A 13,571-nucleotide genomic window follows, 5' to 3' on the forward strand; every position below is an offset into this window, starting at 1 on the left:
TCACTGCCCGTTCACCGGCCCGTCGCCGTCGACGATTTTCCCCAAAAGGTGGGCTATCCACATCACGATCCCCATGGACACCACGAAGATCCCCACAACAGCCACGTCGGCCACTGGAACGTCCTTTCATCCGCGCCCCGTTTGCGGGGCTGCTGCCAGTCAACTCCTTGGCAAGCGGCGAAAAGTCGTTCCTAACGGTTCCTTAACACGGTCCGGGCTGATCTTGACGGGGTCTTAATACCCCCTTCCCCGCCCCTCCCGGCCCTTCCAAACCGTCCCAGCGCCCGACGTCGGCGGGCCCGTCCCGACGCTCTCACATATTTCTTCTGCATCTTCGTTCTCGCCGGACCCCGGACAGCGAGCTAAACGCATGCGCAAAACTGCTCCCCGGGAGTGGGAACCGAATATTTCGGTCCAACTTCCGGGGAGCAGTTCATGCGCTAGCGTGGCACCTCATGGAGTTCGCTTAGAGGAAATACCCCGATACGTCGGCAATGAGTTGCGCAGTTCCGGACGAGGCATTGAACAATTTGACCATTCCATCGGCCCCGACTGGAATGATGACGCTGTTCGGGACGATTTGCCCGGTCGAATAGTTCAGATTCGATGCATTCGGCAGTACTGCGCGGGAAGGATAGGCAGTAACAAAGCCGAACGACGTCGGATTGGCGACGGTGAGGTTGAAAATCGTCGCAACTGCGCTTGCCGGGACTCCACTCAGGCCAGCAATCTGGAACGATATGGTTCCATTGGCCGGGACCGCGGTGGTGTTGCGCGTGTCCAGGAATCTCGTAGGCGCGATCGCTTGGAAGGTACCCGGAAGCGTCGCCGTTCCCGCTAAGTAGTACCCGGATACGTCGGCTATCAATTGCGCGGTACCGGAGGACCGATTATACAGTGTGACCTTGCCGTCCGAACCAACCGGAACCGTAACGCTATTCGGGACGATTTGCCCCGTCGCATAGTTCAGGTTGGACGCGTTAGGTAACGCGGTGCCGGAAGCGTAGGCCGAGACGAACCCGAACGACGTGGGATTCGCAACAGTCAGGTTAAAGGTCACTGCCGAAACGGTTGCCGGAATTCCACTTGCTCCACCAACCTGGAACGACACGGTTCCATCGGGCGGCACCGCCGTGCTGTTGCGCGTGTCCAGGAATCTGGTAGGTGCGATCGGTTGGAATGCCCCAGGGGCAACCGCCGCTCCCGCAACGTAATATCCAGACACGTCGGCTATCAATTGCGCGGTACCGGAGGACTGGTTGTACAGCGTGACCTTGCCGTCCGCGCCAACCGGAACCGTAACGCTATTCGGGACGATTTGCCCCGTCGCATAGTTCAGGTTGGACGCGTTAGGTCTCGCAGTGCCGGAAGCGTAGGCAGTGACGAACCCGAATGAGGTTGGGTTCGCAACCGTCAGGTTAAAGGTCACCGCTGAAACGCTTGCCGGGATTCCATCGACGCCGGCCACTTGGAAGGAAACCGTCCCACCGGGCGCCACCGGACCACTACTGGATCTCGTGTCAAGCAATCGTGCCGGCGTCAGGGGTTGGAAAGCGCCCGGCGTCAAGACCGTCTCCGTCAAGCTGTAATCGTCGGTGACCAGCGTTCCCGTGCTGATGAGCGTCAGGCCCATGGTCATGGCCGTAGCGCCTGGTGGGACCGGTGGAGTCGTAAAGGTCACTTGGGTATATGCAGCTGAGGGTAGATAGAGCGGACTCGACGTCCAGTACTGCCAGTTGCCTTGGCCCAATCTGTAGTAGACCTCGAATTGGGTATTCGCCGTGGAGTTATACCAAGCAGACATCGTGTATCTCTTGCCCGGCGTCACTGATGGTGTGCATTGCCCGGTATCAAGCGGGGGCAGTACTTTAGCGTCCCCATCCGCGTAGGTGGTCATGACCAGTTGTTCGGCAGCAGTGCCTGTGTGGGCCGCAGTCACCGTGCTGTAGGTGTAGGTGTTGTTACCGTAAGATCCTGGAACCCAGCACGAAGGCGCCCCTCCGACAACAGGACCGGCGGTCTCAAAACCGGGATTGCGGATCAGATTCCCCGAGGTGATGGGCGCAGGTGGTGGCGGCCCGGCGGGGTTGCTCTTGACCGTGCCCCCAATCACCTGGTCGACAGTCTTGACGACAATCCGTCCTGCGGCCTGCTCCGCCACCAGAAAATCGATGAGGGCATTGAAGTTTGCCGTAGACACGTTGAGTGGATTATTCGCGACGTTGATGTGGTGGAACGTGTATTGCATCCAGCCGCCGGCGGGCTCGGCCTTGAGGGTCAGGTCCTTCATGTTCTGCAATGTCCACGTGCTGTCGATTTGGTCCGGCGCTTTCGTCAGATATGGGTCGGCAGGAGGGATGGTCTCGGCCAGTGGCATGCCCGCTGACGCGGGGATCTGGCTGGCGATATCGCCCAATCCGCGGGCGCTGTTATAGCCGCACTGTTGAACGATGGTCTCAATGGCTGGAGTCGATGAGGCGTACGGGTACGCAAAGTTCGTTACGCGCAATCCCATGTTGGTCAGATTGGTGCGGTCGTCGCACACCTGCCGGGTGACCTCACCGGTGTCGGCGTAGGCCAAGTCGGGGTGAGTGATACTGTGCCCGGCAATCTCGTTTCCTGCTGTTTGCAGAGCGAGTGCCTGCGCGGTGTTCATATGCAATATGTCGGAATTAAGAAAAACCCGACGGCGTGAAGAATGTTCCGTGCAGACCCTTGGAATTCATGTAGGCCGCCGCAGCCATTTGGTCGATATGGGCATCATCGAACGTCAGCGTCACAGTGACGAGGGCGGCAGCGTGCGCTGCCGGAGCAAGTATGACCGCGCTGAGGAATGTCACCAAGACAAGTACCACTGTGCCCATTGCCGTAGCAGCTCTCCGGCCGGCTTTAGGTATTTTTCAGGGCTGTCCCCGCTCCGGAACATCCGCTACCGCCCATCGATCTGCGGCGAGCGCAGACCTCTGTTCGAGAAGCTGGTCCTTCGGGACGCTGTGCCTGGATTGTTTCATGGGACCTGACTCGATTCACGATGCGGCTTGTCGACCCATGTCCCCAGGGAGATGGCCCGAACGAAACCGGAACGGGCGTTCTTTCGTCCGGCCCCCGTACCCTCCGGTTGGCCGACGCTCCTCAAGGTACCTTCGTTCCAAAGCAGCGACATGAGTGCCGGCTACCTGTCTTTCTGGCCGGCCACTCTACTTCTGCGGCGGCATTTCGGGATTACTTGGAAGCTCGTTTTCCGCCTAGGCCCAGAGGCTAGTCGCGCAAGCGCCCGGCGTGTACAGTCGGTGTTCCCAGCCCCCTTCCGGTCAGGCTCGTCCAACCGCGTCCGAGGAGTAAGGAGTGCCTGTGACGCTGCCCGCAGTCGACAAAAGCGCACAGCCGGCACATGAGCACAAAAGCCCTGTCCGAGCTTCAACATCGAAGTCTGCCGTCGGATTAGTCGTCGGCCTCGCCTTCGTTGCGTTACTCGCCGTCGTGCGGTTGCTGGCCCCGTCGACGTCGGCAAGCTTTGGGCTGCCCGACGCGGCCCGTGACTTTGCCACACTGTCGATCAGTGTGGTGGTCGAGTCCCTGCCCTTCGTTTTCCTCGGGATCGTGCTCTCGATCGCCGTCCAGATCTGGCTGCCCGAAGGCCTGCTGCTCCGTCGCCTGCCCCGGAGTCCGCTGTTGCGACGGCTGTTGCTCTCGCTCCTGGGCATGCTGCTGCCCGTGTGTGAATGCGGGAACGTTCCCCTGGCCCGTGGGCTGGTGGTTAAGGGGCTCACGGTTGCGGACTCGATGACCTTCCTTTTCGCAGCGCCCATCCTGAACCCCATAACCATCGTCACCACGGCGCAGGCATTTGGCTGGGACAGCAGCATCCTGGTCTCGCGCATCCTGGGCGGTTTTTTCATCGCAAATCTTGTCGGTTGGATCTACAGCCGGCACCCGCGCCCCCAGGATCTGCTGACCGCCCGGTTCCAGGAGACTTGTACATTGGCAGACCATCATGCCGGCGCTGCCGGGCGGGTCAGGCGAAGCGTGCAGATGTTCTCGCAGGAGACGCGCGCAATGATGCCTGCCTTGTTTATTGGCGCAGGCATGGCTGGGCTGATCCAGGTGGCGGTTTCACGCGAAGTGCTGGTGGCCCTAGGCAGCAACCCCGTGTGGTCTGTGTTGGCGTTGATGCTGTTGGCGTTCGTCGTGGCCATCTGCTCGAACGTTGACGCATTCTTCATCCTCTCGTTCGGCGCGACTTTCATGCCGGGAGGCATCGTGGCCTTCCTCGTTTTCGGGCCGATGATCGACGTAAAAATGCTCGCCCTGATGCGCACCACTTTCAGCGCCAAGACCCTTCTGCAGCTCAGCTTGCTGGTGGCGCTTTGCGCGGCGGTACTCGGATTGGCGGTCAATTATGTTCATTAGGCGGCTCGTGTGCCGTTGGCAGGGCGTGGTTCTCAGCCTTATCGGCCTCACTGCAACCATCTGGCTCGGCATGACGGGTCAGCTCGCCCTGTATATCCATCCGCGGTATTTCGTGTTCACGATGATCATGGCCGTGATCGCCGCTGTGCTCGCATTAGCGGCCTTCGCCTTGGCTCCCACCGCCCAGGAGGAGCACGATCACGACGACGGCCGAAGCCGATGGGGCTGGTTGTGGCCGATCGGAAGCATGTTGACCATCGCCGCCGCCGTCGTCGCCTTGCTGATCCTGCCGCCGTCGACCCTTACAACTGCAACTGTCGCCCAGCGGGACCTCAACGGCTCGGCGTCCGCCCTCACGCTTAAAGCGCCCGCCCTTCCCAGCAAAGGCGACTACTCTTCCTTCACGGTGAGGGACTGGGCATCATTGCTTCGGTCCGGCGCCGGGCAGGACTTTTTCGCAGACAAGACTGCCAAGATCACCGGGTTCATCACCCCGGACAAGACTGATCCCAATGTTTTCTTCATCGCCCGTTTTGTGGTGACATGCTGTGCTGTCGACGCCCAACCGATCGGCGTTCCCGTCTATCACCCTGGGTGGCAAAACGAGTACAAAACCGACAGCTGGGTCACGGTCACCAGTACCTTCCGCGCCAACCCGAACGCAGCCAGTCGCGAGACAATCGTGCTGATACCGGATTCCATCACTCCCACCACACAGCCGGCGCAGCCCTATGTCTACTAAGCGGGCCCCTTCGTCTGCAAAGCGGAACGCCGCCATTGCCGCAGCGGCTGCACTCTTGGCCAGGCGCCGTTTCATTCGGCGCCTCTACGGCACCATAACGATCCTCGCGTTGCTTGCCGGCGCGCTTACCGCCGCGAACCTTGCGAAGCTGCCGCACCCCAACTCGATTTCGGCCCTGCCCCGTTCGTCAGCCGCAGCGGACTTCGCGCTGTACACCTTGCAGCGCGACACCGGCAAAGACAACGCGGGGGTAAAGAAACCGGACACCATTCGCGGCACAAGCCTCTCCGCCGCCGATCAGGGCGTCGTCATTGTCAGCGCGCCCCGCATTCAGGAGTATGCCGTTCTCCCGTCCGCCCTCGCGGTTGTCACGCTCAATGACGACAACACCAGCTCGTTGGAACTGGTCCCCCTCAACGGCGGATCCCCGACGCTGGTTCCATTGCCGAGCCTGGGAACGGTAGCGAACCTCAATGTGGCCGGATCCAAACACCTGATCGGTTTCACCTTTACAGGATCGTCCGCCAACGATAAGAACTGGAAAACGCTGTTCGTGTACGACGTTGACACACCCTCCACGGCTCCGCGGGCAGTCCAGGGAATCAACGGCACGGTCTCCGCTGCGGACTGGCGCTTTGTCCCCGGCACGGCAACGGTGATAGCGCAAACCGAGGATCGCTCCATGTTCCTGATAGACACGCTGAGCGACGGTAAAGTGTCTCCCCTGGGCACGCATGCCGGGATCCTCGGCTTCGTTCCCGGCACGAATGAACTCGCGGTGAGCGATCCTGGGCTCAAAGTGGGCATAGACCCGCCACGGTATTTCACCATCAATCTCGCGACCGGTGCGCTGTCGTCGCTGGCCCTCCCCGGCATTATCGCGCCCGATTCGACCCAGGGCGCCACCACGTCCGCCGGCCAGCCTGTGATCCTCGACAGTTCCGGCAAATACGCCCAGGTCGTGAGAAGGTACGACGCCGGCAAGGAGGCTTCCGTCGTCACCCTCACCGCCAAGAACGGCACACACATGATCTTCCAGCCGGACCCGGCTTGGTCGCGACTCCTGGATGTCTGCGTCTCCCCGGCCAGCGACTACCTCTCGGTCGAAACAGCAGCCCCACAATACGCCGGGGACCAATACCCTGTCCGCCCAGAGCCGTCCCCTATGCGAACCGACCTCGTGGACCTGAAAACAGGAGCTGTCCTAAAAACTGTTCCTGGATTTCTTCCCAACTGGTGCGGCTGAAAGCTCCACACCCCAGCGCTCTTGACAAGATCCGAGGGGGCCATGAATGATACGAGCCTCACCAGCTTTGTCCCCCCTTTTGGACAATGGCTGAATCGGTGCACGGCATTGTCGAAGGAACCTCTTGGCTGTAATCGTTTGGGCGGCTTTCACAGTCGGGATGGTTGGGTTGCTCCTGACCTGGATGAGCGTGATCGGAACGCTGATCGTGCCGCGCCCGCTCCGCAGTTCCCTTTCGCGGGTGACCGGCCTGGCCACGATAAAGGTCTTTCTTGTCATCACAAAACACGTCACCTCGTACGAAGTGCGGGATCGGATCCTTGCCTGGCAGTCTCCGATGTCGCTATTCGTCCGTCTGCTTGTATGGGTGATCCTGTTCGATTTCTCGTTCAGCCTCCTGCTCCTTCCCTTCGTCGACGGTGACATCTGGCAAGCCGCCACCGAAGCGGGCTCTGCGATGTTCACCCTCGGCTACGCTGCACCGTCGAATGTCGGCAACACGATATTGGTCTACGTTGCCGCGTATACCGGCTTGATTGTCATCGCTTTGCAAATTGGTTACCTGCCAACGCTGTATGCGGCCTTCAACAGACGTGAAGCTGAGGTAACCCTTCTGGTATCGCGAGCAGGCTCACCCGCATGGGGACCGGAGCTTCTGGTGCGCACACGGTTTGGTATGGCCGCTCAAACGAGTACAAGCGAGCTAAGCGAGCTCTACCGCACGTGGGAGCGTTGGGCCGCTGACGTGGCCGAGTCGCACAGCACGTACCTCACCTTGGTATGGTTTCGTTCGCCCGCGCCGCTATCGAACTGGCTCAACTCGCTCCTTAGCGTGATGGACGCAGCTGCGTTGCAGCTTTCCTTGAGTCCGCGGTCTGCACCGAGCACCAGGGCACGGCTGGTACTTCGGATGGGTTTCACCTGCCTGAATCAAGTGGCGCGGGCCATTCGTATCCCGGTCGACGAAGATCCGGACCCCGATTCACCCATCGCCGTGACGTTCGAAGATTTCCAATCAGCAGTGGAACTCTTACGAGCCGTCGACTACCCGGTGGAGGTGACCGCGGAGCAAGCGTGGCCCCATTTCAGGGGCTGGCGCGTCAACTACGAAAGGGTCGCCTACGGTATCGCCTACGCGATTGACGCCCCGCCATCGATGTGGAGCGGCCCGCGACGTTTCGCGTCCGAGCCGATCTTGCCGCAACGGCCGAAGAACCGTACTGCCAAGGAAGTTAATCCGGACGACCCGCAAATGATGGGCCAGCGGAAGCCACGGTGAAGGTGCCCTTGGCGACTCGGCAAACACGTGCTTGGCGACCGCCATGGCGGACATCGCCTTCGGCCAGCCCGCGCGGTCACCGATCTGTGACTACCAACCAATCCGACACGCTGGACACTGCTTCTTCCAGCTGGCGGGCCGGCGTCGTAACCCAGCCGTCCAAACTAAGGTTGCGGGGCCGGTGGCGCCGTGGATTCGCGGACCACAAGGTGAGTAGCAAGCTCTACCCGCCGCGAGTTCCAGGGCGTCACCCCGCATTTGGCGCAGGACGAATCGCAGGGCCGCGCGACCCATCTCCTGGAGTGGCTGAGATACGGAGGTCAGGGGAGGGACCGATTCCTCCGCTTGGTAGGTTCCGTCGAATCCCACCACGCTGATGTCATCCGGGATGCGGATCTTTTGCCGACGCGCCTCGGCGAGCACGCCCAAGGCGATGCTGTCGCTTGCGGCGAAGATTGCCGTTGGGCGCTCTTCGAGTTGAAGCAGGGTTTTCATTCCGGCCACACCGTTCTCGGAGCGGAAGGGTCCTGACAGGATGTAGCGCTCCTCGACGGGCACTCCTTTCGCCATCAGCGCGGCCATGTAGCCGTGCAGTCGGGCCTGGTTGCACTCGGCAGCTTCCGGTCCACCGATGAAGGCGATCCTGCGGTGCCCTAGATCCAGCAGGTGGGCCGTGGCAGCCTTGCCCCCGGCCCAGTTGCTGGCGCCGACGCTGACCACGTCGCCAGGCGGCGGGTTGAGCGGGTCGATGACGACGATAGGTACCTGCCGCCGTCGAAATGGATCCAACTGGGCCGAACTGAACGCAGAAGTCACCACGATCAGACCGCTGCGGCCTTCGTCGACGATTCGCTGCGCTCGCTGCTCGAGACTCAACCTCGACGCCGATTGCTGGCCGGTGATGTTAAGCAGGACTTCGACGTCGGAGGCGGCCGCGTGCTCCAGCACGCCGTTGAGGACTTCCACTCCATACGCCGAATTCAAGGTGTCGAAGACAACCTCCACAACTGGCGGGCGGCTGGCGATGTTTTTTCGCTGAAGCGGCGATCTATATCCCGTCCGCTCCAGCGCGGTCAGGACTTTGGCACGCGTACCGGCAGCAACATCCTCGCGCCCATTGACGACTTTCGAGACTGTAGGCATCGAGACCCCTGCTTCCCGGGCAATGGCGGCCAATGTCACCTTGGCGGGACGTTCATTGCTGAGCATGGATCCTCAACTCTTTCGAAATATTTCGTTTACACAAGTCTGTGCGGCAAGGCGGGAAGAGTCAACTTTCATTTTGTAAAAGAGTTGAACTTTATGCGGAAATTGCCTTGACGGTGACCTACGCCACAGCTAAATTTGCCTAACGGGCCGAAAAGATTATCGAAACATTTCGAAACTCTAACTGGCGGTTGTTGTCGTTTTGAGCCCTGATAACGACAACAACTGCGAGTCAGTTGGGATAACCGAACCAATAGCCGGGCAATCAGCGTCGAGCCCGGAGGACGAATGGAATTGCAAATGGTAAAACTCACGTTGCGTTCAGCAGCGCTCGCCGTCACTGCTGCGGCCGTATCGATCTCCCTCGCAGCTTGCGGATCCAGCGGACCGGCAAGTTCGGCAGGCAACGCCGACTCGGCTACCATGTGGGGCCTTACGGGCGGTAACCAGCCCGTACTCCAGAAGTCCATCGATGCATGGAACAAAGCCCACCCGGACGAGGCCGTCAAGCTCGACTTCTTCGCGAACGACGCGTACAAGACCAAGGTGCGCACCGCCGTCGGCGCCGGGCAGGGCCCCACATTCATCTACGGCTGGGGCGGCGGAGTGCTGAAGTCCTACGTCGACGCCGGCCAGGTCGCCGACCTCTCACAATTCGTCAAGGACAACCCGGACGTCCAGAGCCGCTACCTACCGTCCGTGCTCAAGAACGGCGTCATCGACGGCAAGACCTACGCGTTGCCAAACAACAACGTGCAGCCGGTAGTCCTCTATGTCAACAGGGACGTCTTCGACAAGATCGGCGCCCAGGCCCCCAAGACATGGGATGAACTCATGGCGCTCGTGCCGAAGTTCAAGGCTGCAGGCATCGCTCCGTTCTCCCTGGGTGGCCAGTCCAAGTGGCCTGACTTGATGTGGCTCGAATACCTGGTGGAGCGCATCGGCGGACCCGAGGTCTTCGCGAACATCGCAGCCAACAAGCCCGGCGCCTGGTCCGACCCCGCCGTGGCCCAAGCACTGACCAAGATCCAGGAACTGGTGGACGCCGGCGGATTCGCCAACGGTTTCTCCTCCATCGCGGCGGACAGCAATGCGGACCAGGCCCTCCTTTACACCGGCAAGGCCGCCATGATCCTGCAGGGTGGTTGGATCTACCAGAGCATGAAGAAGGACGCCGCGGACTTCGTCAAGAACGGCAAGCTGGGATATGTCACTTTCCCCACCGTTTCCGGCGGCAAGGGCGATCCCGCCAACATCGTTGGCAACCCTTCCAACTTCTGGTCGATCTCTTCCAAGGCCACCGATAGCCAGAAGAAGGCAGCGCTCGACTACGTCAAGAGCGGAATGTTCACCGACGCCGACACGCAGACCTTGATCGACTCCGGCGCCGTTCCCGTGACCACGGGCATCGAAAGCAAGCTGGCCGCATCGCCGGACAAGGACTTCCTGAGCTACGTGTACGGGATGGCCAAGAACGCACCGAACTTCACGCTCTCCTGGGACCAGGCCCTCAGCCCTGCCAGGGAGACGCCATGTTGGCGAACCTGGACCAGATCTTCCTGAAGAAGATCAGCCCCGATCAGTTCGTCTCAACCATGAACGCAACGATCGGAAAGTAACCAGTGTCTACCACAACCGGTTCTTCCCGGCGGGTCCTTGAAAAGGGCCCGTCGGGGTGGCTGGCCGCACCAGCCCTCGTCTTTTTCCTCCTCTTCGCCATCATCCCGCTCTTCGGCGTACTCTTCCTCAGCTTCACCGAATGGGACGGGCTGGGCGAAATCAAACTCGACGGTTTGTCGAGCTGGAGCACGGTCCTCACTGATCCCGTCACCGGCAATGCGCTGTGGGTCACCGCGAAGATCATGTTCTTCTCCTTCATCGTCCAGGCTCCCATCAGCCTGCTCCTCGGAGTCTTCACGTCCGCATCCCAGAAATACCGCGCGGCCCTCGCCGTCCTTTACTTCGTGCCGCTGCTGCTTTCCTCTGCCGCCGTCGCCATTGCGTTCAAGGCGCTGCTTGACCCGAACTTCGGCCTGGGCCGGGCCTGGGGCTTCCGTTCCTCGCCCAGGACTGGCTCGGCAACTCGGACCTGGTGCTTTTCGTCGTCGTCTTCGTCATCGCGTGGCAGTTCGTCCCGTTTCACACGCTCATCTACCAAGGCGGCGTACGCCAGATCCCGGCGTCCCTATATGAAGCGGCCCAAATCGATGGCGCCGGGCGCGTCCAGCAGTTCTTCGCCATCACCTTGCCCCAGTTGAAGTACACCATCATCACGTCCTCCACCCTCATGGTGGTCGGCTCACTGGCCTACTTCGACCTCGTCTTCGTCCTCACAGGGGGAGGACCCGGCTACTCCACACGGCTGTTACCGCTGCACATGTACCTGACCGGCTTCAAGGCCAACGACATGGGAGCAGCCAGCGCATTGGGCGTCATCCTCGTGGTGATTGGCCTTGCACTCGCCCTGATCCTGCAAAGACTCGGTGGCAAGAACCGCAACGCAAGCCAATTGGAAGGTGCCTGATGGCTTCCACAACCCAGGTTCCTGCACCGCCGGCAAGGCGCACCGGGCTAAGCAACAAGCAAGGCCACAACCATGGCCAACAAACAAAAAGAGCCAAGGGGCCCGGGAGGTCCCGACGCAACTATCTGGGTGGCCTGGGCGGTTGGCTCTGGCTGGCGATCATCATCGTCCCCATCTACTACGTGGTGGTGACCAGCCTGAAGAACCAAGCCGGGTTCTTCACCTCGAACCCGATGATGCCGCCCACTGAGCCGACCCTCGACAACTACAAGCTGGTCCTGGACAACGACTTCGCCATGTACTTCTTCAACAGCCTGATCGTCACAGTAGGCAGCGTTGTACCGGCGCTTCCTGGTGTCCTTCATGGCCGCTTACGCGATTGTCCGTGGCAAGGGCCGATTCTTGACGTGGACGAACAACACGTTCCTCCTGGGCCTGGCGATTCCATTGCACGCCACGATCATCCCCATCTATTGGATGATCACCAAGGCGCATCTCTATGACACGTTGTTGGCGTTGATCCTCCCCTCCATCGCGTTCGCGATTCCCATTTCCGTGCTCATCCTGAGCAACTTCATGCGCGATGTTCCCAACGAGTTGTTCGAGTCCATGCGGCTCGACGGATGCTCGGACTGGGCGATGATGTGGCGACTCGCGCTGCCCATGACGCGGCCCGCGGTCGTGACCGTGGGCATTTACAACGCGCTCGGAGTCTGGAACGGCTTCTTGTTCCCGCTGATCCTGACCCAGAGCCCGTCAACCCGCGTGCTTCCGCTGTCCTTGTGGACCTTTCAGGGCGAATTCAGCGTGAACATCCCTGCCGTGCTGGCTTCAGTGGTCCTCGCCACCTTGCCGCTGCTGGTCATCTATGTGGTGGCCCGCCGCCAGCTGCTCAGCGGGCTGACCGCTGGATTCAGCAAATAGCCAACACTCTTTTGAAATTCACGAAAGGAACATAATGACTACCGCAAAGCCCTTGCGCGTCGGTATGGTCGGCTACGCGTTCATGGGTGCCGCCCACTCCCACGCCTGGCGGACAGCGCCGCGGTTCTTCGATCTCCCGCTGGACCCCCAGCTCACCGCGCTTTGCGGCCGGAACAACGACGGCGTCCGCGCCGCCGCGGGCAAGCTCGGCTGGGGATCGGTGGAGACTGATTGGCGTCGGCTCCTCGAACGGGACGACATCGACCTGATCGACATCTGCACCCCGGGCAACACACACGCCGAGATCGCGATCGCAGCCCTCGAAGCCGGCAAGCACGTGCTTTGCGAGAAACCCCTCGCCAATTCCGTGGCGGAGGCGGAGCGTATGACCGAAGCCGCCCAGGCCGCAGCTCAACGCGGCGTGTTCTCGATGTGCGGCTTCAGCTACCGCCGCACCCCCGCGTTGGCGCTGGCCAAGCGGATGGTCGAACAGGGCCGCCTGGGAACCATCCGGCACGTGCGTGCACAGTATCTGCAGGACTGGCTCAGCGACGAAAATGCCCCCATGACGTGGCGGCTGGACAAGTCCAAGTCCGGATCGGGCTCCTTGGGTGACATCGGAGCGCACAGCATCGACGCCGCGCAGTGGGTCACCGGGCAGCAGATCACGGGCGTTTCCGCGCTTCCTGGAAACTTTCGTCCACGAGCGACCGTTGGCCGGAGACCTCGTTGGGCTCGGCGGTCATGGCGACGTCGGGGCGGATGCGCCCCGCGGCGCGGTCACCGTGGATGACGCCGCTATTTTCAGCGCAAGGTTCGACGGCGGCACTACTTCAGCGGGCGCCCTCGGGGTGTTCGAAGCGACCCGCCTCGCGCTGGGACGGAAGAACGCCATGCGACTGGAAGTCAACGGCACCAAGGCATCCCTGGCGTTCGATTTCGAAGAGATGAACGTCCTGTCCTTCTACGACGCCGCAGAATCCCCTGACGCCGGATTCCGCCGGATCTTCGTCACCGAACCCGAACACCCGTACGCCGGCAACTGGTGGCCCACCGGGCACGGCCTCGGGTACGAACACGGCTTCACGCACCAAGTGGTAGACCTCGTGACCGCGATCGGGGCAGGCGAGCAGCCCTCGCCGTCGTTCGCCGATGCCTTGCAAGTGCAAAAGGTGCTGGAAGCCGTCGAAAGCAGCGCCGCTGAGTCCAGCCGCTGGCAGAAAGTCTAGGAGGGAACCCC

At 61.2% G+C, this 13,571-nt stretch carries 7 protein-coding genes and 4 pseudogenes; 8 read left to right on the top strand and 3 right to left on the bottom strand.

Annotated features, from left to right (window positions below):
• Positions 1 to 466: 466 nt before the first annotated feature.
• Positions 467 to 2,656, bottom strand: a complete 2,190-nt coding sequence (locus ACF0H6_RS11035) for a polysaccharide deacetylase family protein (protein ID WP_395249635.1) — start codon at positions 2,654 to 2,656, stop codon at positions 467 to 469.
• A gap of 16 nt (positions 2,657 to 2,672) precedes the next feature.
• The gene (locus ACF0H6_RS11040; protein ID WP_395249636.1) at positions 2,673 to 2,864 is read right to left on the bottom strand and encodes a hypothetical protein; all 192 of its coding nucleotides are present in this window, start codon (positions 2,862 to 2,864) and stop codon (positions 2,673 to 2,675) included.
• A gap of 493 nt (positions 2,865 to 3,357) precedes the next feature.
• Between ACF0H6_RS11040 and ACF0H6_RS11045 the strand changes: the two genes are divergently transcribed.
• The 4 genes from ACF0H6_RS11045 to ACF0H6_RS11060 all read left to right on the top strand — a co-directional run bounded on the left by ACF0H6_RS11045 (position 3,358) and on the right by ACF0H6_RS11060 (position 7,677).
• The gene (locus tag ACF0H6_RS11045; protein WP_395249934.1) at positions 3,358 to 4,410 is read left to right on the top strand and encodes a permease; all 1,053 of its coding nucleotides are present in this window, start codon (positions 3,358 to 3,360) and stop codon (positions 4,408 to 4,410) included.
• A 7-nt stretch (positions 4,411 to 4,417) separates the two neighbouring features.
• Entirely contained in the window at positions 4,418 to 5,152 is a 735-nt protein-coding gene (locus ACF0H6_RS11050) for a TIGR03943 family putative permease subunit (protein ID WP_395249637.1), read from the top strand.
• A complete protein-coding gene (locus tag ACF0H6_RS11055; RefSeq protein ID WP_395249638.1) occupies positions 5,142 to 6,398 on the top strand; it encodes a hypothetical protein in 1,257 nt (418 codons plus the stop codon). Before ACF0H6_RS11050 ends, ACF0H6_RS11055 begins: the two co-directional genes overlap by 11 nt.
• A 124-nt stretch (positions 6,399 to 6,522) precedes the next feature.
• Positions 6,523 to 7,677 carry a hypothetical protein gene (locus ACF0H6_RS11060; RefSeq protein ID WP_395249639.1) on the top strand — a complete coding sequence of 385 codons (1,155 nt, stop codon included), beginning with the start codon at positions 6,523 to 6,525 and terminating at the stop codon, positions 7,675 to 7,677.
• A gap of 164 nt (positions 7,678 to 7,841) precedes the next feature.
• On the opposite strand, the pseudogene ACF0H6_RS11065 reads toward ACF0H6_RS11060, so the two are convergent.
• Positions 7,842 to 8,886: pseudogene (locus tag ACF0H6_RS11065) on the bottom strand (LacI family DNA-binding transcriptional regulator).
• 297 nt (positions 8,887 to 9,183) lie between these two features.
• Between ACF0H6_RS11065 and ACF0H6_RS11070 the strand changes: the two are divergent.
• From ACF0H6_RS11070 to ACF0H6_RS11085, 4 genes and pseudogenes are all read left to right on the top strand, one after another.
• Entirely contained in the window at positions 9,184 to 10,446 is a 1,263-nt protein-coding gene (locus tag ACF0H6_RS11070) for an ABC transporter substrate-binding protein (protein WP_395249640.1), read from the top strand.
• Between the two features lie 59 nt (positions 10,447 to 10,505).
• Positions 10,506 to 11,407 (top strand): annotated as a pseudogene (locus ACF0H6_RS11075) (carbohydrate ABC transporter permease).
• Positions 11,407 to 12,331, top strand: a pseudogene (locus ACF0H6_RS11080) (carbohydrate ABC transporter permease). The pseudogenes ACF0H6_RS11075 and ACF0H6_RS11080 overlap by 1 nt, the downstream one beginning before the upstream one ends.
• A 34-nt stretch (positions 12,332 to 12,365) precedes the next feature.
• A pseudogene (locus ACF0H6_RS11085) lies at positions 12,366 to 13,560 on the top strand (Gfo/Idh/MocA family protein).
• The last annotated feature ends 11 nt before the right edge of the window (positions 13,561 to 13,571 follow it).

Origin of the sequence: Arthrobacter sp. NA-172 (assembly GCF_043952055.1) — a bacterium.
GTDB lineage: Bacteria > Actinomycetota > Actinomycetes > Actinomycetales > Micrococcaceae > Arthrobacter.

Coding starts and splice junctions, on each gene's coding strand:
- ACF0H6_RS11035 (WP_395249635.1), bottom strand. CDS start 2,656: ATGAACACCGCGCAGGCACTCGCTCTGCAAACAGCAGGAAACGAGATT.
- ACF0H6_RS11040 (WP_395249636.1), bottom strand. CDS start 2,864: ATGGGCACAGTGGTACTTGTCTTGGTGACATTCCTCAGCGCGGTCATA.
- ACF0H6_RS11055 (WP_395249638.1), top strand. CDS start 5,142: ATGTCTACTAAGCGGGCCCCTTCGTCTGCAAAGCGGAACGCCGCCATT.
- ACF0H6_RS11070 (WP_395249640.1), top strand. CDS start 9,184: ATGGTAAAACTCACGTTGCGTTCAGCAGCGCTCGCCGTCACTGCTGCG.